This is a genomic window from Rhodanobacter sp. OR92 (genome assembly GCF_000427545.1).
GTDB classification, from domain to species: domain Bacteria; phylum Pseudomonadota; class Gammaproteobacteria; order Xanthomonadales; family Rhodanobacteraceae; genus Rhodanobacter; species Rhodanobacter denitrificans.
The window spans coordinates 460590-483072 of record NZ_ATYF01000006.1 but is presented as its reverse complement, the minus strand read 5'-3'; the positions used below and the strand labels follow the sequence as shown (position 1 = coordinate 483072).

Sequence of the window (22483 nt, the reverse complement as noted above, 5' to 3'; positions counted from 1 at the left end):
TTATTCCTGGTGGTTGGCGGCCGGCGCCTTGAGCGTCGGGCCGCTGTCGCCGTGTGGCGGCGGTTCGATATCGTCGAGCGCCTCGGCATGGCTGGGGCGCGGCGGCAGCCCGCGCTCGCGCCGGATCACCTCGCCGGCCAGGCCGATGTAGGCGATCGCGCCGCGCGAGCTGCGATCGTACAGATGGATCGGCTGGCCGTGGCTGGGCGCCTCGGCCAGGCGCACGTTGCGCGGGATGATCGAGCGCAGCACCTTGTCGCCGAAGTGCTGGGTGAGCTGGGCGGAGACTTCGTTGCCGAGGTTGTTGCGCACGTCGTACATGGTGCGCAGCAGGCCCTCGATCTCCAGATGGGGGTTCAGCCGGTGGCGCACCGCCTTGATCGTGTCGAGCAGGCTGGACAGGCCTTCCAGCGCGAAGTATTCGCACTGCACCGGGATCAGCACGCCATCGGCCGCGGTCAGCGCGTTCAGCGTGAGCAGGTTCAGCGACGGCGGGCAGTCGATCAGGATGGTGTGGTAGTTCGGCGCGATCTTCGCCAGCACTTCCTTCAGCCGGTGCTCGCGCGCCAGCGCGTCCATCAGCTTCAGCTCGGCGGCGGTGAGGTCGCCGTTGCCGGGCAAGAGGTCGTAGTGCGCCTCGGTGGGCACGATCGCGGCGGCGATCTCCACTTCCTCCAGCAGGACCTCGCAGCCGCTGGCCTTGATGTCGCGCTTGTTGACGCCCGAGGCCATGGTGGCGTTGCCCTGCGGATCGAAGTCGACCAGCAATACCTTGCGCTTCGCCGCGGCCAGCGCCGCGGCGAGATTGACGGCAGTGGTGGTCTTGCCGACGCCGCCCTTCTGGTTGGCGACAGCGATGATGCGGGCCATGGATGGATAGCTACCGTTCGCGAAGGACGGCTAGATTAGCATTGCCGCCGCGGCTTGCCTCCCCGGGGACTGCGCTCTCAGGTACCGATCCGCGCCCCGCTGGCGGCATCGAACAGATGCAGCCGTTCGGCCGCCAGGCCCAGCGCCAGCGTGCTGCCCGGCTCAGGCAGGGCGCGCGGCGGCACCCGCGCGACCAGCGGCTGGTCGCCGTAGCGCAGGTTCAGGAACACCTCGTGGCCGACCGGCTCGAGCACTTCCAGCCGGGCGCTCAGCGCGCCGGCGCCGTCCGCCTGCGGCTGCAGGTGTTCCGGGCGGATGCCCAGCACCACCTCGCGATCGCGCCACAGCTGCCACGCCGCCGCCTGCGCCGGCTCGCCCAGCGCGATGGCGCCGTGGGCGGTGGCCAGCGTCCAGCCGCCGTCGCGCTGCAAGGTGCCGCGCAGCTGGTTCATCGCCGGGCTGCCGACGAAGCCGGCCACGAACAGGTTGGCCGGCCTTTCGTACAGCGCCATCGGCGTGTCGATCTGCTGGATCACCCCGCCGTCCAGCACCACGATGCGCTGGCCCAGGGTCATCGCCTCGATCTGATCGTGGGTGACGTAGACCATGGTGGCGCCGAGCTGGCGGTGCAGCCGGGCGATCTCCACCCGCATCGACAGGCGCAGCTTGGCGTCCAGGTTGGACAGCGGCTCGTCGAGCAGGAACACCTTCGGGTCGCGCACCAGCGCCCGGCCCAGCGCCACGCGCTGGCGCTGGCCGCCGGACAGCGCCGCCGGGCGCGCAGCCAGCCGCGACTCCAGCTCCAGCGTCTTCGCCGCCACCGCCACGCGACGGTCGATCTCGGCCGGCTTGTGCCCGCGCAGCTTCAGGCCGAAGCCGAGGTTCTCGGCCACCGTCATATGCGGGTACAGCGCGTAGTTCTGGAACACCATCGCGATGTCGCGGTCCTTCGGCGCCACCGCGTTGACCACGCGGCCGTCGATGCTCAGCGTGCCGCCGCTGATCGACTCCAGCCCGGCGATCATGCGCAGCAGGGTGGTCTTGCCGCAGCCGGACGGCCCCACCAGCACCAGCAGCTCGCCGTCGGCGATCTCGAAACTGGCGTCGGCCACGCCGACGTGGCCGTTGGGGTAGACCTTGCGCAGCTGATCCAGGCACACGCGAGCCATCGGCGTCTCCGCTGGGGGTTGGCCACGACGGCCGGTCTTCGCCACAGCATGCACTCGTCTGCACAGCGGCGATACATTGGGCTATTCTGCCGATGTAATCGTTTACATCAAGCGCCTTGATCGCAGGACCTCCCATGACGCGCCCCAGCTTCCGCTTCCCCGACGGCTTCCATTGGGGCGCCGCCACCTCGGCCTACCAGATCGAAGGTTCCCCGCTGGCCGACGGCGCCGGCCCCAGCATCTGGCAGCGCTTCGCCCACACGCCGGGGATGATGGTCAACGGCGACACCGGCGACGTCGCCTGCGACCACTACCGCCGCTACCGTGAAGACGTGCAGCTGATGAAGGCGCTGGGCCTCAAGGGCTACCGCTTCAGCATCAACTGGGCGCGCGTGCTGCCCGAGGGCAGCGGCCGGTTCAACCCGAAGGGACTGGACTTCTATTCGCGGCTGGTCGACGAACTGCTGGAGCACGGCATCGCGCCGAACGCCACGCTGTTCCACTGGGACCTGCCGGCGGCGCTGGACGACCGCGGCGGCTGGCTCAACCGCGACAGCGCGTACTGGTTCGCCGAGTACGCCGAGGTGATGTTCAAGGCGCTGGACGACCGCGTGCCGCGCTGGTCCACACTCAACGAGCCCTGGGTGGTCACCGACGGCGGCTACCTGCACGGCGCGCTGGCGCCCGGCCACCGCAGCAAGTACGAGGCACCGATCGCCGCGCACAACCTGATGCGCGCCAGCGGCGCCGGCATCCAGGCGTACCGCGCGCACGGCAAGCACGAGATCGGGGTGGTGTTCAACATCGAACCGAAGTACCCGCACTCGGACAGCGCCGGAGACCTCGCCGCCACGGCCCGCGCGCACGCCTACATGAACCAGCAGTTCGCCGACCCGGCCCTGCTCGGCAGCTACCCGCCCGAGCTGAAGGAGATCTTCGGCGACGCCTGGCCGGATTTCCCGGCCGAGGATTTCAAGCTGACGAAGCAGCCAGTCGATTTCGTCGGCATCAACTACTACACCCGCGCGGTGGTGAAGCACGACGCGAACGCGTATCCGTTGCACGCGGTGTCGGTGCGCCAGCCGAACAGGACCTACACCGAGACCGGCTGGGAAGTGTTCGAGCAGGGCCTGACCGACACGCTGAGCTGGTTCAAGGGCCGCTACGGCGACATTCCGCTGTACATCACCGAAAACGGTTCGGCGTTCTACGACCCGCCGGTGGCCGAGGGCGAGGTGCTGGACGATCCGCTGCGCACGAACTATCTGCGCAAGCACCTCCAGGCGCTGCACCGGGCAATCGCGGCGGGCGTGAACCTGAAGGGCTACTACGCGTGGTCGCTGCTGGACAACCTGGAGTGGTCGCTGGGTTTCTCCAAGCGCTTCGGCCTGTACCACGTCGACTTCGCCACCCAGCAGCGCACGCCGAAGGCCAGCGCGAAGCTGTACGCGCAAGTGATCGAGAGCAACGGCGCAGTGCTGGACGAAGACGCGTAGGAGCCCTCGGGATTTCTCAGGCGCGGCCGAGCAGCAGCACGTGGCGCTCGGCGTCGAGCCCCGGCACCTTCAGCGCGTGGCGTTCGCGCAGCGCGAAGCCGGCCGGCACGCCGGGCAGCTCGTCGTCCGCCGGCTTGCCCTTCATCGCCAGCCAGATCCCGCCCGGCGCCAGCAGATGACCGCCCCAGGCCAGCATGTCGGCGAGGCTGGCGAACGCGCGTGCGGTGATGCAGTCGAACTGGCCCTCGACCTCTTCCACCCGCGACTGCAGCGCGCGCACGCCGTCCAGCTTCAGCGCGCGGATCGCCTCGCGCAGGAAGCGCACCTTCTTGCCGTTGGAATCGACCAGCAGGATCTGCCGCCCCGGCGCGGCAATCGCCAGCACGATGCCGGGCAGGCCGGGGCCGGTGCCGAGGTCGGCCAGAGTCGCGCCCTGCACGTACGGCAGGATCGCCAGCGAATCGAGCAGGTGACGGGTGACCATCTCCGCCGGGTCGCGCACCGCGGTGAGGTTGTAGGCCGCGTTCCAGCGTTCGAGCAGCGCCTGGTAGTCGAGCAGCCGTGGCACCGCATCGGCCGGCAGCGACAGCCCCAGCGCGGCAATGCCTTGTTCGAGTCGGGCCTGCAAGGCGTCACGCGTGGTCATGGGCTCATTTGGAGGATTGGGGGCGCAAAGTATCCGCGGGCCGCGCCGGCATTGCCAACCCCGTCAAAGGAAGACCCGCCGAAGCGGGTCGAAGGCTTGCAAATCCCCTGCGGCGCGGGCGCTCTCGGGCGCCCTGGCGCGGTGCACGACTCAGGCCACGTCGAGCTCGACCCGGGTCACCATCATGCCGCGCTCGCGCAACGAGCTGTTCAAGGACTGCTTCACTTTCGCGCCGAGGTCGCGACGGTCGGCGGCCGGCTCGCTGCGCAAGGCTTCCTGCGCGCCGCGGCGGATCAACTGGTCGACCTGCTCGAACACCGCGTCGGCACGCTCCGGCTCCAGCACCTGCCAGTACACCGTGCCGCGCACGTCGTGCGCATCGGCCAGCGGCTCCTCGAAACGCAGGGTCTGGCCGGCCAGGTTGATCTTGTGTCCGACCCGATCCAGCAGCGGCAGCACCATGTGCGTGCCGGCCTCCAGCACGCGCAGCAGTCGGCCGTGGCGATACAGGCTGTAGACCTGGCCGGCCGGCACGCGCCTGACCGCACTGGCAAGCAGGACGGCGGGGAGTGCGAGCAGCAGGGTCAGCAGAGTCGTCATGGCCTGAGAAAACAGTAGTTTGCCTCTGGTTTCTTCACTATTTGCGATAGCTTGAGGATACAGTGGCCTGAGCCCGCAAAGATTAACCTTCATTTAACGACAAAACCAAGCCTTTAACAACCGGCGCCGAGCCGGGTATTGGCGACGCCATTCACAGAATCGGAAGATCCGCACGACGGCATGCCTGAATCATGCCAACAGGCCGGCTGTTGCACCGCCGTAGTGCCTTCCTCCCGGCGCCACTGCTGTCACCACTGGCGATCCACCCGTCGCGCCAGCCACGAAGGTGCGAAAGCTGCGGCAGCGCAACAGAAAAGTTTGCTTTACAAGCACTTTACAATGCGCCATGAAAACGTTTACGTTGCCGCGGCGATGCGGTTTTCTGCACGTTTTGACCGGACACATCCAGGATGTCGGCAGCAACCATCAAAGATGTAGCGCGCGAGGCCGGGGTTTCGGTGGCCTCGGTGTCGCGTGCACTGAACGGCGGCCACGGGGTGACCGCCGAAACCAGCCGGCGCATCCATGAAGCCGCGCAACGCCTGCACTACGTGCCGCATGCCGCGGCACGCATGCTGATCACCCGCCGCACCAACACCGTCGGCGCACTGCTGCCGGACCTCTACGGCGAGTTCTTCTCCGAACTGATCCGCGGCATCGACCTGGCCGCCCGCGCGCGCGGCCTGCACCTGCTGGTGTCCAGCTCGCACGACGACGCCGACGCCGCCGCCGTTGCGCTGCGCGCGATGCAGGGTCGCGTCGATGGCCTGCTGCTGATGTCGCCACACGCCGACGCCGACTTCCTGCGGCAGAACCTGCCGCACGATCTGCCCACCGTGCTGATGAACACCCGGCCGGCCGGCAGCGACTACTGCGCGCTGTCGGTAGACAACGACGGCGGCGCCCGCCTGATGGTCGAGCACCTGCTGTCGCTGGGCCACCGGCGCATCGCCTTCATCCAGGGGCCGCCCGGCAACCGCGACGCCGGCGAGCGCGAGCACGGCTACCGCGAGGTGCTGGCCAGCCACACGCCGGGCAGCCCCGCGATCACCCTGGAAGGCGATTTCAGCGAGGAATCCGGCTACCGCGCCGGCCGGCAGGTGCTGGCGATGCGGCCGCGACCGGACGCCGTGTTCGCTGCCAACGACATGATGGCGATCGGCTGCATGGCGGCGCTGCGCGAGGCCGGCATCTGCGTGCCGGAAGAGATCGCCATCGGCGGTTTCGACGACGTGCCGATGGCGCGTTACGTGACGCCTTCGCTGACCACCATCCAGGTGCACATCGCCGAGCTCGGCAGCCAGGCGATGGCGCTGCTGGGCGAGCAGATCGACCACCCCGGCAGCGTGCCCGCCGGCACCCGACGCCACGTCGGCGCCGAGCTGGTCGTGCGCGCCTCCAGCGGGGCGGCGATCGCGTAGCGACACCGACAGTTTGACGACGCGGGATCGCGTCGGATGGAAGCGCCCGCGACAACCGGGCAGCTGGCGCGAAGGGATCGAGGGAATCTGCCGACGGGCAACACCCCAGCAACGCGGCAACAGAAAAGTCCGAACTACTTGCAACGACCTACGGGAGAGGATCAGCTCATGGCCAACCAACGCACGCTACCCAGGCACATCTCACTGGCCCTCGCCGGCCTGCTGCTCACCACGCTCGCGCTGCCGGGCGTGCAGGCCCAGACCAGCACGGCGACCCTGCGCGGCCGCGTCAGCGCCGCACAGGGGCAGGTACCCACCGAGGTCGTCGCCACCAATGTCGCCACCGGCTTCGTCAGCAAGGCCAGGGTCAACGCCGACGGCAGCTACACCCTGGCCGGACTGGCGCCAGGCAGCTACACCATCAGCTCCGGCGGCGCCAGCCGGACCGTCACCGTGCAGGTCGGCCAGTCGCTGAACCTGAACCTGGACGCCGCCGCCGCGCCCAGCACCGCCGGCGCCACCACCCTGCAAAGCGTCACGGTGAACGCAGCCACGCTGGTCGAGACGCGCACCTCGGAGGTGGCCACCAACGTCACCCAGAAGCAGATCCAGACGCTGCCGCAGAACGAGCGCAACTTCCTCGACTTCGCCAAGCTGGTGCCGGGCGTGGTCACCTCGCGTGATCCCACCCAGAAAACCTTCTCCTCGGGTGGCCAATCGGCCGAGAATGTAAACGTTTTCATCGACGGCGCCAGCCTGAAGAACAACGTGCTCAAGGGCGGCATCGCCGGGCAGGATTCCACCCGCGGCAACCCGTTCTCGCAGGAGGCGGTGCAGGAATTCCGCGTGCTGACCAACAACTACAAGGCCGAGTACGAGCAGGCCGGCACCGCGATCATCACCGCGGTCACCAAGTCGGGCACCAACGAATTCCACGGCTCGCTGTACGACTACTACCAGAACCAGGGGATGATCGCGCAGAACTCGTTCGACAAGAAAAACCACGTCAAGAAGCCCGACTACAAGCGCGAGCAGCGCGGCTTCACGCTAGGCGGCCCGATCATCAAGGACGTGGCGCAGTTCTTCATCAACTACGAGGAGCGCAAGGACACCGCCAACAACACGGTGCAGATCAACGACCCGCGCTTCGCCCAGTACAACGGCACCTTCTCGGCGCCGTTCAACGAGAAGGCCTTCTTCGGCAAGTTGAGCTGGCAACCGAACCACGACAACAACGTCGACCTCAGCCTGACCACCCGCCGCGACAGCGAGCAGCTCGGCTTCGGCGGCACCACCGCCTACAGCGCGCGCAGCAACCGCAAGAACAACGTCGACGACCTGCTGGTGAAGTGGCAGTCGCGCGGCGACAGCTGGATCAACGACCTGCTGCTCGATGCCGGCATGGCGAAGTGGCACCCGACCTCGGCCGAGTCCGGCTCGGTGCGCCGCATCTACGACCCGGGCATCGCGGTGATCGGCAGTGGCAGCGACCTGCAGGACAAGGGCCAGGACCAGCGCACCCTGCGCGACGACTTCACCTGGTTCGGTCTGGACAAGCACACCATCAAGGCCGGCGTGAAGTACGCCGCCTACGGCATCACGCTGGAACAGAACAGCGCCACCGTGCCCACCTACTACTTCCAGGAAGGCCCGGCCTTCCCCGGCGGCTTCGACTCGCCGTACAAGGCGGTGTACTCGCCCACCGGCGCCAGCGCGAACCTGCACACCAACCAACTCGGCCTGTACGTGCAGGACGACTGGGATGTCACCGAGCGCCTGCAGCTGAACCTGGGCCTGCGCTGGGACTACGAGACCAATGCGCTGAACAAGGACTACGTGACGCCGGCGGTGCAGATCCCCACGCTGGAATACCTGGGCCTGCAGGATTACATCAGCACCGGCAACAACCGTGACGGCTACAAGGGCGCGATCCAGCCGCGGCTGGGCTTCTCGCTGGACGTCAGCAAGGACGGCGACCAGAGCACCACCATCTTCGGCGGTGCCGGCCGCTACTACGACCGCACGCCGTTCGACTGGATCAGCCAGGAGGAACTGCACTCGCTGGTGCCGAACTACACCTTCCTGTTCAGTCCGGGCGGTGTCACCCCCGGCACCATCGCGTGGGATCCGAGCTACCTCACCCCGGCCGGCCTCAACAGCCTGCTGGCCTCCGGCCAGGCCGGCTTCAGTTCCGAGATCGACGTGGTCAACAACCACACGAAGCCGCCGCACACCGACCAGTTCAGCCTGGGCGTGCGCCAGCTGATGGGCGACTGGACCGCGTCGCTGACGCTGGCCCGCGTGCTCGGCTACGACCAGTTCACCTGGGTGTGGAACCGCCTGCCGGAGCCGGGCTTCGTGCTCAACCAGATGCCGGGAAGCCCGTATGGCGTGGTGCTGCACAACACCGACAAGAAGACCCAATCCAGCAGTGTGCTGATCAGCATCGACAAGCCGTACACCGAGGCCTCCGGCTGGGGCGTGGGGCTGGCCTATACCTATCAGCGCGCGCGCCAGCAAGGCAACGACAACTACTCGCTGGACTACGTCGATCCGGCCGGCTACCCCGCCGGCCACGTCGGCGAGAAGCAGCACCTGGTGCTGAACGGCATCGTGCGCGGACCGTGGGACACCCGCCTGACCGGCATCTTCACCTACGGCTCCGGCCTGCCCTACGACTACTTCGCCAACGTACCGGGCTGCGACTACAACTGCATCTTCTTCCACAACGGCAAGTACGGGCAGAAGTACCTCAACCTCGACCTGTCGATCGCCAAGGAATTCCGCTGGGGCGAGAGCCAGGCGCTGGAGCTGCGCTTCGACGTGATGAACGTGTTCAACCGCGACGTCGACAACGGCTACATCAACAACCAGTACAACTGGGGCACCACCAACCCGAACCCCGACTTCGGCCGCGCCACCAGCGCCGACCCGAACCAGACCCGCCGCTTCCAGATCGGCGCGCGCTACACGTTCTGATCCAGCCGCGGCAGCCGGCATCGCCGCTTCACCCGTCCGCCCGCAGATTGCGGGCGGACGTCTGCATGGCCCCGTGAATCCGTGTGAAGCTGCGGGTTCGTGCGGCTGCAAACGCACCCTACGGCGGACCCTCATGACGCTTTCTCCACGGCCCGCGTGGCTGCTCTCGCTACTGCTCGGTTTCGCCCTGATCCTCGCGGCCCCGGCCAGCCCGGCGTGGCAGGCGCAGCCCGCCGCCGTCACCCAGGCCCGCGCGCCGGTCGTGCCGGCGCTGGTCGACGATCTCGAACAGCGCAGCTTCCGTTTCTTCTGGGACAGCGCAAACCCGGCCAACGGGTTGGTCCCCGATCACTATCCCGGCGAGTCGTTTTCCAGCATCGCCGCGGTCGGCTTCGGCCTGACCGCCTACGGCGTCGGCGTGGAGCGCGGCTACATCAGCCGCGCGCAGGCGATCGAACGCACCCTGGCCACGCTGCGCTTCTTCGACACCGCGCCGCAGAACGCGAGCGAGGACGAGGCCAGCGGCTACCGCGGCTTCTTCTACCACTTCCTCGACATGCGCAGCGGCAAGCGCTATGCGCGCTGGACCGAGTTGTCCACGGTGGACACCACCCTGCTGCTCGGCGGCGTGCTGTTCGCGCAGTCGTACTACGACCGCGACACGCCGACCGAACGCACGATCCGCGTGCTGGCCGACCGCATCTACCGCCGCGTCGACTGGCGCTGGGCGCAGGCGCGCCCGCCACTGATCAGCATGGGCTGGACACCCGGCGGCCGCTTCATCCCGAGCGACTGGGAGGGCTACAACGAGGCCATGCTGCTGTACGTGCTGGCGCTGGGCTCGCCCACCCACCCGGTCGACGGCGACGCCTGGCGCGCATGGACCCGCACCTACGACCGCCACTGGGGCAGGTTCGAAGGCCAGCAGCTGCTGAACTTCGGCCCGCTGTTCGGCCACCAGTACAGCCATGCGTGGATCGACTTCCGCGGCATCCGCGACGCCTGGAGCCGCGCGCACGACCTGGACTACTTCGAGAACAGCCGCCGCGCGGTGATCGCCCAGCGCAACTACGCCATCGCCAACCCAGGCCGCTGGAGCGGCTACGGCCCGAACGTGTGGGGGCTGACCGCCAGCAACGGCCCCGGCGGCTTCGTGGTGGAAGGCCACGGCCGGCGCGAGGCGTTCCACGGCTACACCGCGCGCGGCGCCGGACTCGGCTACCTGGTCGACGACGGCACCATCGCGCCGACCGCCGCCGCCGGCTCGATCGCGTTCGCGCCGGAGCTGGTGATCCCGGCGCTGGAAGAAATGAAGCGCCGCTACGGCAAGGCCATCTACGGCGAGTACGGCTTCGTCGACGCGTTCAACCCCAGCTTCCACGTGCAGACTCCACTGCGTACCGGCAAACTGCTGCCGATGGGCTGGGTCGACACGGTGTACCTGGGCATCGATCAGGGTCCGATCGTGTTGATGATCGAGAACTGGCGCAGCGACTTCGTGTGGAACGTGATGAAGAAGAATCCGTACATCCGCCGGGGACTCCAACGCGCCGGCTTCGCCGGCGGCTGGCTGGACGCGGGGGCCGCGGAAAAATGAAACCGGGCGGGCGCCCGCGGCGGCCGTGGCGCGGTCGGTGGCTGGCCGCGATCGCCGCGGGCAGCGTGCTGCTGGGCGGCTGTTCACCGGCACCGGCGGGACACGAACTCACCTTCTGGACCATCGGCCGCGAGGGCGAGGCGATCGCCCAGCTGCTGCCGGCGTTCGAGCGCGCGCACCCGGGCATCACGGTGAAAGTGCAGCAGCTGCCGCTGACCGCGGCGCACCAGAAGCTGCTCACCGCGTTCGCCGGCAACTCCACGCCGGACCTCAGCCAGCTCGGCAACACCTGGCTGCCCGAGCTGGCCGCGCTGCAGGCACTGGAACCGCTGCAGGCACGCGTGGACGCCTCGGCTGTGGTGCAACCGCGCGACTACTTCGCCAGCATCTGGGCCACCAACGTGATCGACGGCACCTTGTACGGTGTGCCGTGGTACGTCGACACGCGGCTGCTGTTCTACCGCAAGGATCTGCTTGCGGCCGCCGGCTTCGCCGCGCCGCCGCGCAACTGGGCCGAGTGGCGGCGCCAGCTCGCCGCGCTGAGCGAGCCGGCGCGGCACCGCTACGGCATCCTGCTGCCGACCAACGAGTACGAGCAGCTGATGTCGCTGGCGCTGCAGCAGAGTGAACCGCTGCTGCGCGACGGCGGCCGCTACGGCAACTTCGAGAGCGCCGGCTTCAAGCGCGCGCTGAGCTTCTACGTCGACACGTTCAAGCTGCAGCAGGCGCCGGCGATCACCAACGTGGAGGCCGGCAACCCGTGGACGGAATTCGGCCGCGGCGTGTACGCGTTCTACCTGTCCGGGCCGTGGAACCTCGGCGAATTCCGCTCGCGCCTCCCGGCATCGCAGCAGGACGACTGGGCCACCGCGCCGCTGCCCGGCCCCGACGGCGCCGGCATCGGTGTGGCCGGCGGCTCCAGCCTGGTGATCTTCCGCGCCTCGAAGCACAAGGACGCCGCCTGGCAGCTGATCGAGTACCTGTCGCAGCCGGCGGTGCAGCAGCGCTTCTACGAGCTGCTCGGCGACCTGCCGCCGCGGCGCAGCTCGTGGGAGGACCGTGCGCTGCGCGACGATCCGAAACTGCGCGCGTTCCGCGAGCAGCTGGAACAGGTGCGGCCAGCCCCGCCGGTGCCGGAGTGGGAGCGCATCGCCAACGAGATGCAGCTGGTCGCCGCCGAGGCGATCGCCGGCCGGCTGAGCATCGACCAGGCCGCGGCCGAGATCGATCGACGCGCCGACGCGATCCTGGCCAAGCGCCGCTGGGTGCTCGACCACGCACACGAGCGCACGCCGTGAAGCCGCCGCGCAGCGCCTGGCTGTTCCTCGCCCCGGCACTGGTCGTGCTGGGCGTGTTTTTCCTGCTGCCGGTGCTGGCCGCGCTGGTGCTCAGCCTCACCGACTACGACCTCTACGCGCTGGCCGACCTGCGCAACCTGCGCTTCGTGGGCTTCGGCAACTACTGGGCGCTGCTGCAGCGGCCGCTGTTCTGGTCGGCGCTGGGCCACACCGTGTATTTCGTGGCGGTGGGCGTGCCGCTGTCGATGGGCGCCTCGCTGGGTGCGGCGCTGCTGCTGAACTCGCCGCTGGCGCGCTGCAAGGCGCTGTTCCGCACCGCGCTGTTCGCCCCGGTGGTGACCACGGTGGTGGCGGTGGCGGTGATCTGGCGCTACCTGTTCAACACCAGGTACGGCATGGCGAACCATCTGCTGGACCTGCTCGGCATCCACCCGATCGACTGGCTGGGCGATCCGCACTGGGCGATGCCGACCATCATCGCGTTCGCGGTGTGGAAGAACTTCGGCTACAACATGATCATCTTCCTGGCCGGGCTGCAGGCGATCCCGCCGGAGCTGTACGAAGCCGCGCGCATCGACGGCGCATCAAGCTGGCGGCAGTTCCGCCACATCACCCTGCCGATGCTGAAACCGACCCTGCTGATGGTGGCGATCCTTACCGTGTCGGGCTACTTCCAGCTGTTCGCCGAGCCCTACGTGATGACCGAGGGCGGCCCGCTGCAGAGCACGGTGAGCGTGCTGTACCTGATGTACGACGACGGCTTCAAGTGGTGGAACCTAGGCTCCGCCTCGGCGGTGGCGTTCCTGCTGTTCCTGCTCATGTTCGCGGCGACCGTGCTGATGCTGAAACTGTCGCGACGCGGCGAGCATCCTGATGGAGGGCCGGCATGAGTCCGCGACGACTGATGAAGGCGATCATCAACGGCCTGCTGATCGGCGGCGCGGTGGTCGCGCTGTTCCCGCTGCTGTGGATGCTGTCGGTGTCGTTCATGGCACCGGGCGAGGCCAGCGCGCTGCCGCCGCCGCTGCTGCCGGCGCATGCCACGCTCGGCAACTACCGCGAGCTGTTCGTGCGCGCCGGCATGGGCCGCTACCTGCTCAACAGCGTGCTGGTGGCCGGTGCGGTCACCGCACTGTCGCTGGTCTTCAACCTGATGGCCGGCTACGCCTTCGCCAAGCTGCGCTTCGCCGGGCGCGAACGATTGTTCCGCGCGCTGCTCGGCGCGCTGGTGATCCCGGCGCAGGTGGCGATGCTGCCGCTGTTCCTGCTGCTGAAATACATGGGCCTGGTCAACAGCTACGCCGGCGTGGTGGCGCCGGCGCTGGCCAGCGTGTTCGGCATCTTCCTGGTGCGCCAGTACGCGCGCGGCATCCCCGACGAACTGCTGGAGGCCGCGCGCATCGACGGCGCCGGCGAGTGGCACATTTTCACGCGGATCGTGCTGCCGCTCTTGAAGCCGATCATCGTGACGCTGGCGATCTTCACTTTTCTCGCCGCCTGGAACGACTTCATGTGGCCGCTGATCGCGCTGACCGGGCAGGAGCACTACACGCTGCCGATCGGGCTGGCCTCGCTGGCGCGCGAGCACGCGCAGGACAGCGAGCTGATGATGGCCGGCTCGGTGGTCACCGTGCTGCCGGTGCTGGCGCTGTTCCTGGCCCTGCAGCGCCATTACCTGCAGGGCCTGCTGCTGGGCAGCGTGAAGGGCTGAACCGTTCCAATGGAGCAAAGCGCTCCTTGCATGCCCCCTCTCCCGGAGGGAGAGGGGGCATCGCGAGAGGCGTGTTGCTTTATCAGAACTTGCCGGCGCGGAAGTCGGCGATCGCCTGGTGGATCTGCTCGGGCGTGTTCATCACGAACGGGCCGTAGCGGGTGACCTGTTCGTTCAGCGGCTGGCCGGCGACCACCAGCAGGCGCGACGGCTTGTCGGCACCCGCCAGTTGCAGTTGCTCGCCTTCGGACAGCACGCCCAGCTCGCTGCGGCGCAGCTGCTCGCCACCGACCAGGGCCGACTCGCCCTCGAACACGTAGGCGAAGCCGTGATGCCCGGCCGGCAGCTCCAGGGTGTACTGCGCGCCCGGCTGCAGGCTGACGTCCAGGTACACCGGCGCGGTGGCGATGCCCTCGACCGGGCCGATGGCGCCGGCCAGCGTGCCGGCGATCACCTTCACTTCCACGCCCGCAGCCGGGCGCACCAGCGGGATGCGCTCGGGGCCGATGTCCTGGTAGCGCGGCGCGGTCATCTTGTCCTTCGCCGGCAGGTTCACCCACAGCTGGAAGCCCCACATCAGGCCGTTCTCCTGCTGCGGCATCTCCGAGTGCAGGATGCCGCGGCCGGCGGTCATCCACTGCACGCTGCCGGCCACCAGATCGCCGCGGTTGCCGTGGTTGTCGCCGTGCTGCATGTGGCCGGCCAGCATGTAGGTGACCGTCTCGAAGCCGCGATGCGGGTGCTCGGGGAAGCCGGCGATGTAGTCGTCGGCGCTGTCGGAGTGGAACTCGTCCAGCAGCAGGAACGGGTCGAGCATGTCCAGTCCCGGCTGGCCGATCACGCGCTTCAACTTCACGCCGGCACCATCGGACGTGTCCATGCCACGGATGCGGCGGGTGATGTGGCGGTCGCTCATGGGGTGCTCCGGCTGGGAAGACATGCCCGCCAAGATGGTCCTGTTTGCGCTCCAATCCAAGCGGCGTCACCGGAACGGATCGTTCCGCTGGCGCGACACCGGCTCAGTCGAGCCAGCGAAAGGCCCGGCGCAACTCGGCCATGGCGTGGTCCGGAAACCAGCGCCCGTGCGCCAGCACCACGCGCTGCGGCCGCCACGCCAGCATCCGTGCCAGGCAAGCGCGCGCCTGGCGTTTGCGGCCCAGAAAGGTCAGGCGCATGTCCGATGGCGCCTTGCCATCGGGATCCAGTACGCCACCCAGCCGGGCCAGCCAGCGCATCGGGCCGTGCAGCCTGGCGAGTTCAAAATTCTCGATCAGGTCGGTGAGGATCAGCGTACCGCTGGTGCCATGCAGGAACACGAACTCCTGCATGACGCGACTGCCGCGGAAGCGCAGCTGCTCGATGCTGCCGGCCCAGTCTGGTGGCGGCGCGTCGTCCAGATCGGCGTCGAAATGCACCTCAATCCGCTGGCTGGCCGCGCGCTGGCGCACCCCGGGCGAAGCCCACGCCGTGGCGTGCGGATAGCGCCGCTTCCACGCGGCGATGTGGGCGTAATGAAGCAGGTTGGGCGACACCAGGTGGTGCACCGGGCCGAGCGCATCGATCGCCTCGAACAGGTCCGCGTCGGGCACGATCGGCGAGTGGCACCACAGCCCGCCGTCAGGCAACCGCACCACCGTCATGCGGGTAGGGAACGGCATGCGCAGGCCCAGCGCCGCCATCGCCACCACCGGACCGTCGACGATCCAGATGTCGGCGGCGACCGGCTTCAACGTGTTGAGCGGGGTATACAAGCCGAGTTCCGTCACGAATGACCTCGCGGGTGCTGCAGGAGCCCGCTTGCGGGCGATGGTTTGCTCCGGTTCCCGAATCCGATTTCCGGCCCTCAATGCACCCAGTGACCGCTGCGCTGGCGCGGTGGCGAACTGTCGTCGTCGGCTGGACGCTGCTGCAGCACCATCGCCTCGACTTCCGCCTCGGTGGCGGGCTTGGCCTGCCAATACTGGTTCACCGCGCCGAGCACGGCCGGCACCTGGGCCAGGCATTCGTCGTATTCGTCGTCGCTGAGCTTCTCGAACTCGGCGTCGGCGCTGAGGATGCCTTCGTCCACCGCCAGCGCCATCACCGGGCCGAGCAGTTCCATCAGCTGCGGATCCTCGGCCAGCCGGCTCTCCCACAGCCCGGCGCGCAGGTCGATGCCGCGGCTGAAACCTTCGCACCAGCCGGCGGCGGACAGCATCGGGCCGCCCTCCAGCTCGACCTCGCCGAGGATCGGCTCGTAGGCGTCGACCTCGAGCTCGGCGACGATCGAATCGTTGAGCTTGGCCAGCAGCGCCAGCACCCGGTTGCCTTCGTCCTCGTCGGTGAACGGCTCGTGCAGCACCTCGGGCAGCCACTCGTCCGGCAGCACCAGCAGCGGGCCGACTGCCAGCGCCGAGAGCAGGCCGTGCACGCCGTCCAGCAGCAGGTCGCCTTCGCCGGTGTGCGCGCGCAGGTAGCGGTCCAGTTCATCCAGCTCGTTGTCGTCCAGCGAGCTGGGCCATTCGCTTTTTGCAGTCATGTCGTTCGGAGATCCAGGTCCAGCGTCACCGGCGTGTGGTCCGAGGGGCGTTCCCAGCGGCGCGGCTCACGGTCGATCGCCGCCGCGGTGGCGGCGGATTTCAGGGCATCGCCGATCAGGATCAGATCGATGCGCAGGCCCATGTTGCGGCGGAACGCGGCCTGCCGGTAATCCCACCAGCTGTAGTGCCCGGGCTCCGCCTGGAACAGCCGGAAGCTGTCGTGCAGGCCGAGGTCGGTGATCGCCTTCAGCGCGGCGCGCTCCGGCGGCGAGCACAGGATGTCCTCGCCCCAGGCCACCGGGTCGTAGACGTCGCGGTCGTCCGGGCAGATGTTGAAGTCTCCCAGCACGACCAGGTTCGGGTGGCGTTCCAGCTCATGCGCCAGGAACTCGCGCACCTTGGCCAGCCAGTCCAGCTTGTACGCGTACTTCTCGTCGCCGACCGCCTTGCCGTTGACCACATAGAGATTCACCACGCGCAGCGTCTGCCGCGGACCCGAGGCGGGGTCGCCGACGCTGGCGGCGAGGATCCGTCGCTGCGGATCATGCAGGCCGGGAATGTCGGTGACCACCTCGCCAAAGTCGTCATGGACGCCGTCGCGGGCCAGGATCGCCACCCCGTTGTAGGTCTTCTGGCCCGAATACACCGCCCGATAGCCCGCCGCCGCCAGCTCGTCCACCGGAAACTTCGCGTCCTCCAGCTTGGTTTCCTGCAGCGCCACCACGTCCGGCCGCGTGTCGGCCAGCCACTGGGTCAGCTGCGGCAGGCGCACCTTCAGCGAGTTGACGTTCCACGAGGCGATCTTCATGGCGCCATTGTACGGGATGCGCCGCTGGCCCCCGCGGTGCGGGCAGGTTTGACCGGGCGGCGAGCCAAGATGAACGGAGGCGGTGAAAAACCCCCCGGAACGCTTGTTCCAGTGTATGCTGTCCGAGCAAGAATCCGAGGAAACTCCTATTTTTGCTTCTTTTGCGGCCCGTGCCTTGCGCACCCGGACGCAAACACTTCCATGCTTCAAAGGTAAAGTTACATGTCGGATCGTCAGAGCGGTACAGTCAAGTGGTTCAACGACGCCAAGGGTTTTGGCTTCATCACCCCGGAAAGCGGTGATGACCTGTTCGTGCATTTCCGCGCGATCCAGGGCACGGGCTTCAAGTCCCTGCAGGAAGGTCAGCGCGTCACGTTCATCGTCACCAAGGGCCAGAAAGGCCTGCAGGCTGAGGAAGTCCAGGCGGTCTGAAGTCCCACGGACTCCAAACCCCTGAAAAAAAGCCCGCTTCGGCGGGTTTTTTTTGCTTCACGGGAGCCCGCTGACGGGCTCCCGTGAACGGGCCGGCGATGGTGTTCAGGCCAGCCCGTGGCTGCGCAGCAACGCCTCCGGTTCCGGCTTGCGGCCGCGGAAGGCGACGAAACTTTCCAGCGCCGGGCGGCTGGCGCCAACGGCAAGAAACTCGTGGCGGAAGCGCTCGCCGGTGGCGCGGTCGATCACGCTGCCACCTTCTGCCGCGCGCTGCTCGAACGCACCGAACGCGTCGGCACTGAGCAGTTCGGCCCACAGGTAGCTGTAGTAACCGGCCGCGTAGCCGCCGGCGAAGATGTGGCTGAAGCCGTGCGGGAAGCGCTGCCACGCTGGCGGGTGCAGCACCGCGACCTGCTTGCGCACGTCTTCCAGCACGGCCAGCGCGCGCGCACCCTGCGCCGGGTCGTACTCCAGGTGCAGCAGGAAATCGAACAGCGCGAATTCCAGCTGGCGCACCAGGAACAGGCCGGCGTGGAAGTGCCGCGCCGCCAGCATGCGTTCGAACAGTTCGTCGGGCAGCCGTTCGCCGGTCTGCCAGTGGCGCGCGAACAGGTCCAGCGCCTCGCGGTTCCAGCCGAAGTTCTCCATGAATTGGCTGGGCAGCTCCACCGCGTCCCATTCCACGCCGTCGATGCCGCCGATCGAGGGCAGCGCAATCTCGGTGAGCAGGTGGTGCAGGCCGTGGCCGAATTCGTGGAACAGGGTCAGCACGTCGTCATGGGTGAGCAGGGCCGGCTTGCCCTCGGTGGGTGGCGCGAAGTTGCAGGTGAGGAACGCCACCGGCAGCTGCATGTGCTCACCATCGTCGAAGCGCGCGCGGCAGACGTCCATCCACGCGCCGCCGCGCTTGCCGTTGCGTGCGTAGAGATCCACGTAGACACCGGCGAACACGCGGCCGGCGGCGTCGCGCACGTCGTAGTAGCGCACCCCGGGATGCCACACGTCGACGCCCTCGCGCACGGCGAGGGTGATGCCGTAGAGTTTTTCGGCGAGGCCGAACAGGCCGTCGATCACCGCCGGCAGCGGGAAGTACGGCTTCAGCTGTTCCTCGTCCAGCGCGTAGTCGCGCTGGCGCAGCTTCTCCGCGGCGTAGCCGACGTCCCACGATTCGAGGTTGTCGAGTTTCAGCTCGGTGCTGGCGAACTCGCGCAGCCGCGCCAGCTCGCGCTGCGCCACCGGTTTCGCGCGCGCGGCCAGGTCGTGCAGGAATTCCAGCACCTCGGCCGGCGAGGCGGCCATCTTGGTCGCCAGCGATTCCTCCGCCGCGTTGGCGAAGCCGAGCAGCTGCGCCGCCTCGTGCCGCAGCGCCATGATCCGCTCGATGCGCGCGCCGTTGTCGAACTTGCCCGCGTCCGGCCCCTGGTCGGAGGCGCGCGTCTGGTAGGCCCAGTACACCCGCTCGCGCAGGCCGCGGTTGTCGGCATAGGTCAGCACGGCCTGCACGCTGGGCTGCTTCAGGGTGACCAGATAGCCGTCCAGCTGCTGGTCCTCCGCGTATTGGCGCAGCACCGCGCGGCCGGAGTCGGGCACGCCGGCAAGGTCGCGCTCGTCGGTGACGTGTTCGTGCCACGCCTCGCTGGCATCCAGCACGGCATTGGAGAATTCGGTGGAAAGGCGGCTCAGCTCGACCCCGATCGCGCGGAAGCGCGAACGCGCCGGCTCCTCCAGCGCCACGCCGGACAAGCGGAAATCGCGCAGCGCATGTTCGACCAGCGCGCGCTCGGGCCGCGGCAGCGCGGCGAAATCCGCCGCCGCGGCCAGCGCCTGCACCGCGGCGTACAGCTCGCGGTTCTGGCCCAGCTCGATCGCGTGCTCGGTGAGCTTCTCCTCGGCCGGCCCGTAGACCTTGCGCAAGGCTTCGCTGTCGGCCACCGCATGCAGGTGCGACACCGGCGCCCAGGCCCGCGCCAAGCGCTGCTCCAGCCGCTCCTGGGTCAGCATCACGTGGCCGAAATCGCGCGGCGCGCCGGGCGCGACCAGCGCGTCGATGCCGGCGCGATAGTCGGCCAGGAGGGCGTCGATCGCCGGCTCGACGTGTTCGGGAAGGATCTGCGCGAACGCCGGCAGCGTGTCGTCGGCCAGCAGCGGGTTGGGGTGACTCATGGACGCTCCTTTGCGAAGCCGCCAGCGTGGCGACCCCGCCAGCCGAAATCAAGCGCGGCGGCGTGACGGCGCCGCTAGAATGCCCGGATGAATCCCCTGCGCAGCTTCAAGGGCATCGCGCCCCGCCTCGGCCAGCGCGTCTACCTCGACCCCGCCGCCAGCGTGATCGGCGACGTGGCGCTCGGCGACGACGTCTCGATCTGGCCCGGCGCGGTGCTGCGCGGCGACGTCAACCATATCCGTGTCGGTGCGAAGACCAGCATCCAGGACGGCGCGATCGTGCACGTCGCCCACGCCGGCCCATACGGCCCGGGCTACCCGTGCCTGATCGGCGAGGGCGTCACCGTCGGCCATGCCGCGGTGGTGCATGCCTGCACGATCGGCGACTACTGCCTGATCGGCATGCACGCCAGCGTGCTGGATGGCGCGGTGGTGATGAAGCACGGCTTCGTCGGCGCCGGCGCGCTGGTGCCGCCGGGCAAGGTGGTCGGCGAGCGCGAGCTGTGGCTGGGCAACCCGGCAAAGTTCGTGCGCCTGCTCAGCGACCGCCAGATCGAGCAGCTGCACTATTCCGCCGATCACTACGTGCGCCTGAAGGACGCCTACCTGGCGTCCGCCTGAGGCGGTGTCACAGCGCCGCGCCGCGCGCGGCGTTCGCCTGGCGGATACGCTCGGCTTCCGCCTCGTGCTGCCGCGCCTCGATGTTGCGCGCGGCGGAAAGTTTGCCGCCGAGCAGGGCGAGGGTGAAGTTGTCGCGGTCGAACTCGCGCAGCAGGTCGATCTCGCGGCGCGCTTCGTCCAGCCCCTTCTGGTTGATGGTGCGCTCGATCTCCTCCGAGGCTCGCGGGAACGATTCGCGCAGGGCCTCGTTGGCGGTCTTGTTGTCCGGCTCCAGCTGCAGCACGCTGAGGTAGAACTCGAAGGCATTGCTGCCGGCCGGCGCAACCAGCCGCCCGTCGTGCATCGCGTCGCGGGCCAGGCCGAGCAGGATCGCGCTGCCGCTTTGCGCGTCGTCGCCTGGCGCCCCTGCGGCACCCGCCGCGGCGGGTGCGGCCACATTCAACGTGGCGTTCGTCGTCGCCCGGGTGTACCAGAAGACGCCGCCGACGCCGGCCAGCAGGAGCAGACAGACAAGCGTGATCGCGTATCGGTGCGATACGACGGGAAGAAAACGGGGCATGACACCTGCTGCGCAAACCGGTCCCGCACGCTGGAGCCCGCGTCATCGACACGCTCCCGGCGGATGCCGCCATCATCGCCGGGCCATGTTTCAGCCGCGTGGCGGCACCGTCTCAGCGCGCGGCCGTAGCCGCTTCCAGCTGCGCCAGCCAGGCCAGCGCATGGGCGCGATCCGCGCCGCACATCGCCGGCTCTGCACCCAGGCGGCGGCAAACCGCGGGCCGCTCGGGGCGACCGAAGATCGCGCAGCGGTGGTCGTCGGTGAGCTGCACGCAGCGCACGCCGGCCGGCTTGCCATCGGGCATGCCGGGGATCGGCGAACTGATCGAGGGGGCGATGCAGCAGGCGCCGCAGCCGGCGCGACAAGCCAGCGCGTTCACGCGGACTGCCGGCGCAGCGCCTGGTACACCGGCTCGGTATCCGGGCGCCGGCCATGCCACAGCGCGAACGCATCGGCCGCGGTTTCCACCAGCATGCCGAGGCCGTCGAACGCGTAACGTGCGCCCGCCGCCGTCGCCCAGCTCAGGAAGCTGCTGGCGGCGGTGCCATAGGAAAGGTCGTAGCACAGCGCGCGTGCGCCGACCAGCGAGGGCGGCAACTGCAGCGACACGCCCAGCACGCCGGCCGAGGTGGCGTTGACGATCAGGTCGTAGCTGCCGATGCCGGCCAGGTCGGACCAGTAGCGGGTGTGCGCACGCGCCGGCTCGCCGATCGCGTCGGCCAGCGCGTCGGCCGACGTGGCGGTGCGGCTGACGATGGTCAACGTCGCCACGCCGGCGTCCAGCAGGTTCCACGCCACGCCGTGCGCGGCACCGCCGGCGCCCAGCAGCAGCGCGGTGTGGCCGCGCAGATCCAGCCCGTGGCGCTCGGTGAGGTCGCGCACCAGGCCGTCGCCATCGGTGTTGTGCGCGGCCAGCCGGCCGGCGACCAGCGCGGCCAGCACGTTCGCGCTGCCGGCGCGGGTGGCCGCCACGCTGCGTTCGTCCGCCAGCGCGAAGGCGGCGGCCTTGTGCGGCAGGGTGACGTTGGCGCCGCGGCCGCCGTCGGCGAAGAAGCGTCGCACCGCCGCGGCAAACCCGGCCGGTTCCACGTCGATCGCACGGTACGTCAGCTCGATCTCGAACTGTCGCGCGAAGGCCTGGTGGATGGTCGGCGACAGGCTGTGCGCGATCGGATGGCCGAACACGGCGAACTGGGCGACTGGCATGAAGATCCCCGAGGAAGGTCCGGCCACCATTCTACAAGGCGGATTTTCTGCACGTCGCAGCCGGTGAGATGGGGGCGCGGCACCTTGCGGCCACCTTCCGGTGGAAAACTCCCATGCGCCCGCAAGTCCTGCCTTCGCCGCACCACCAGCGCCTGCTCGGCGCCGCCGCACTGTGGCTGCTCGGTGGCGGCACGTTGCTGCTGAGCACGCTGGTGCCGGCGCACACCATGCTGCTCGGCTGGACGCCGGCGTTCTGGCTGCTGGGGGCACCGCTGGTCGTGCTGCTGGCGCTGGAACCCTCCTGGCCGCGGCAGCTGCTGGCGCTGTGCCGGCCACGCCGGCGCACGGTCCGCGGCGCAGCCTGGCACTGAGGCGGCCGGGAAACCGC

22 protein-coding genes are annotated in these 22483 nt (G+C 68.8%); 10 read left to right on the top strand and 12 right to left on the bottom strand.

What is annotated here, in order from left to right:
* Together RHOOR92_RS0105175 and ugpC are read right to left on the bottom strand one after the other, a co-directional pair.
* Complete coding sequence (locus RHOOR92_RS0105175) at positions 1-870, bottom strand: ParA family protein (RefSeq protein ID WP_007512222.1); 870 nt, start codon at positions 868-870, stop codon at positions 1-3.
* Between the two features lie 77 nt (positions 871-947).
* Positions 948-2039, bottom strand: a complete 1092-nt coding sequence (gene ugpC / locus RHOOR92_RS0105170) for a sn-glycerol-3-phosphate ABC transporter ATP-binding protein UgpC (protein ID WP_015449185.1) — start codon at positions 2037-2039, stop codon at positions 948-950.
* 134 nt (positions 2040-2173) lie between these two features.
* Between ugpC and RHOOR92_RS0105165 the strand changes: the two genes are divergently transcribed.
* The gene (locus RHOOR92_RS0105165) at positions 2174-3535 is read left to right on the top strand and encodes a GH1 family beta-glucosidase (protein WP_015449186.1); all 1362 of its coding nucleotides are present in this window, start codon (positions 2174-2176) and stop codon (positions 3533-3535) included.
* A 16-nt stretch (positions 3536-3551) separates the two neighbouring features.
* On the opposite strand, the gene rsmG is transcribed toward RHOOR92_RS0105165, so the two are convergent.
* Together rsmG and RHOOR92_RS0105155 are read right to left on the bottom strand one after the other, a co-directional pair.
* Entirely contained in the window at positions 3552-4181 is a 630-nt protein-coding gene (gene rsmG / locus RHOOR92_RS0105160) for a 16S rRNA (guanine(527)-N(7))-methyltransferase RsmG (RefSeq protein WP_007512215.1), read from the bottom strand.
* Between the two features lie 150 nt (positions 4182-4331).
* Positions 4332-4781 (bottom strand): SPFH domain-containing protein, encoded by a 450-nt coding sequence (locus RHOOR92_RS0105155; protein WP_007512213.1) that lies wholly within the window; start codon positions 4779-4781, stop codon positions 4332-4334.
* A gap of 410 nt (positions 4782-5191) precedes the next feature.
* Here RHOOR92_RS0105155 and RHOOR92_RS0105150 point away from each other — a divergent pair, with 410 nt between their 5' ends.
* The 6 genes from RHOOR92_RS0105150 to RHOOR92_RS0105125 all read left to right on the top strand — a co-directional run bounded on the left by RHOOR92_RS0105150 (position 5192) and on the right by RHOOR92_RS0105125 (position 13787).
* Positions 5192-6202 carry a LacI family DNA-binding transcriptional regulator gene (locus RHOOR92_RS0105150; protein WP_007512211.1) on the top strand — a complete coding sequence of 337 codons (1011 nt, stop codon included), beginning with the start codon at positions 5192-5194 and terminating at the stop codon, positions 6200-6202.
* Positions 6203-6370: 168 nt separating this feature from the next.
* Positions 6371-9181: a TonB-dependent receptor gene (locus RHOOR92_RS0105145; RefSeq protein WP_007512209.1), complete on the top strand. Its 2811-nt coding sequence runs from the start codon at positions 6371-6373 to the stop codon at positions 9179-9181.
* A 133-nt stretch (positions 9182-9314) separates the two neighbouring features.
* Positions 9315-10778: a glucoamylase family protein gene (locus tag RHOOR92_RS0105140; protein ID WP_007512207.1), complete on the top strand. Its 1464-nt coding sequence runs from the start codon at positions 9315-9317 to the stop codon at positions 10776-10778.
* Complete coding sequence (locus tag RHOOR92_RS0105135) at positions 10775-12076, top strand: sugar ABC transporter substrate-binding protein (RefSeq protein ID WP_027489775.1); 1302 nt, start codon at positions 10775-10777, stop codon at positions 12074-12076. The genes RHOOR92_RS0105140 and RHOOR92_RS0105135 overlap by 4 nt, the downstream gene beginning before the upstream one ends.
* Positions 12073-12966, top strand: coding sequence for a sugar ABC transporter permease (locus RHOOR92_RS0105130; RefSeq protein ID WP_007512203.1), 894 nt, complete (start codon positions 12073-12075; stop codon positions 12964-12966). The genes RHOOR92_RS0105135 and RHOOR92_RS0105130 overlap by 4 nt, the downstream gene beginning before the upstream one ends.
* Positions 12963-13787 carry a carbohydrate ABC transporter permease gene (locus RHOOR92_RS0105125; protein WP_007512201.1) on the top strand — a complete coding sequence of 275 codons (825 nt, stop codon included), beginning with the start codon at positions 12963-12965 and terminating at the stop codon, positions 13785-13787. Before RHOOR92_RS0105130 ends, RHOOR92_RS0105125 begins: the two co-directional genes overlap by 4 nt.
* Before the next feature lie 82 nt (positions 13788-13869).
* On the opposite strand, the gene RHOOR92_RS0105120 is transcribed toward RHOOR92_RS0105125, so the two are convergent.
* The 4 genes from RHOOR92_RS0105120 to xth form a co-directional block, all read right to left on the bottom strand.
* Positions 13870-14703 (bottom strand): pirin family protein, encoded by an 834-nt coding sequence (locus RHOOR92_RS0105120; RefSeq protein ID WP_007512197.1) that lies wholly within the window; start codon positions 14701-14703, stop codon positions 13870-13872.
* A 103-nt stretch (positions 14704-14806) separates the two neighbouring features.
* Positions 14807-15538, bottom strand: a complete 732-nt coding sequence (locus RHOOR92_RS0105115) for a DUF4336 domain-containing protein (protein ID WP_007512195.1) — start codon at positions 15536-15538, stop codon at positions 14807-14809.
* 92 nt (positions 15539-15630) lie between these two features.
* Positions 15631-16305: a YecA family protein gene (locus RHOOR92_RS0105110; protein WP_007512193.1), complete on the bottom strand. Its 675-nt coding sequence runs from the start codon at positions 16303-16305 to the stop codon at positions 15631-15633.
* Positions 16302-17114, bottom strand: a complete 813-nt coding sequence (xth, locus tag RHOOR92_RS0105105) for an exodeoxyribonuclease III (protein WP_027485047.1) — start codon at positions 17112-17114, stop codon at positions 16302-16304. The genes RHOOR92_RS0105110 and xth overlap by 4 nt, the downstream gene beginning before the upstream one ends.
* Before the next feature lie 222 nt (positions 17115-17336).
* On the opposite strand from xth, the gene RHOOR92_RS0105100 reads away from it, so the two are divergent.
* A complete protein-coding gene (locus RHOOR92_RS0105100; protein ID WP_007512189.1) occupies positions 17337-17546 on the top strand; it encodes a cold-shock protein in 210 nt (69 codons plus the stop codon).
* A 105-nt stretch (positions 17547-17651) separates the two neighbouring features.
* Here the strand turns inward: RHOOR92_RS0105100 and RHOOR92_RS0105095 are convergent, their stop codons facing one another.
* On the bottom strand, positions 17652-19709 hold the full coding sequence (locus RHOOR92_RS0105095) for a M3 family metallopeptidase (RefSeq protein WP_027489773.1): 2058 nt from the start codon (positions 19707-19709) through the stop codon (positions 17652-17654).
* A gap of 87 nt (positions 19710-19796) precedes the next feature.
* Here RHOOR92_RS0105095 and RHOOR92_RS0105090 point away from each other — a divergent pair, with 87 nt between their 5' ends.
* Positions 19797-20330, top strand: coding sequence for a gamma carbonic anhydrase family protein (locus RHOOR92_RS0105090; RefSeq protein ID WP_007512184.1), 534 nt, complete (start codon positions 19797-19799; stop codon positions 20328-20330).
* A gap of 7 nt (positions 20331-20337) precedes the next feature.
* Here RHOOR92_RS0105090 and RHOOR92_RS0105085 read toward each other — a convergent pair whose 3' ends face one another.
* The 3 genes from RHOOR92_RS0105085 to aroE form a co-directional block, all read right to left on the bottom strand.
* Positions 20338-20889: a hypothetical protein gene (locus RHOOR92_RS0105085; protein ID WP_015449196.1), complete on the bottom strand. Its 552-nt coding sequence runs from the start codon at positions 20887-20889 to the stop codon at positions 20338-20340.
* Positions 20890-21001: 112 nt separating this feature from the next.
* Entirely contained in the window at positions 21002-21268 is a 267-nt protein-coding gene (locus RHOOR92_RS0105080; protein ID WP_015449197.1) for a YkgJ family cysteine cluster protein, read from the bottom strand.
* Positions 21265-22095, bottom strand: coding sequence for a shikimate dehydrogenase (gene aroE / locus RHOOR92_RS0105075; protein ID WP_027489772.1), 831 nt, complete (start codon positions 22093-22095; stop codon positions 21265-21267). Before aroE ends, RHOOR92_RS0105080 begins: the two co-directional genes overlap by 4 nt.
* Positions 22096-22208: 113 nt before the next feature.
* Between aroE and RHOOR92_RS0105070 the strand changes: the two genes are divergently transcribed.
* Positions 22209-22466 carry a hypothetical protein gene (locus RHOOR92_RS0105070; protein WP_007515133.1) on the top strand — a complete coding sequence of 86 codons (258 nt, stop codon included), beginning with the start codon at positions 22209-22211 and terminating at the stop codon, positions 22464-22466.
* Positions 22467-22483 lie beyond the last annotated feature (17 nt).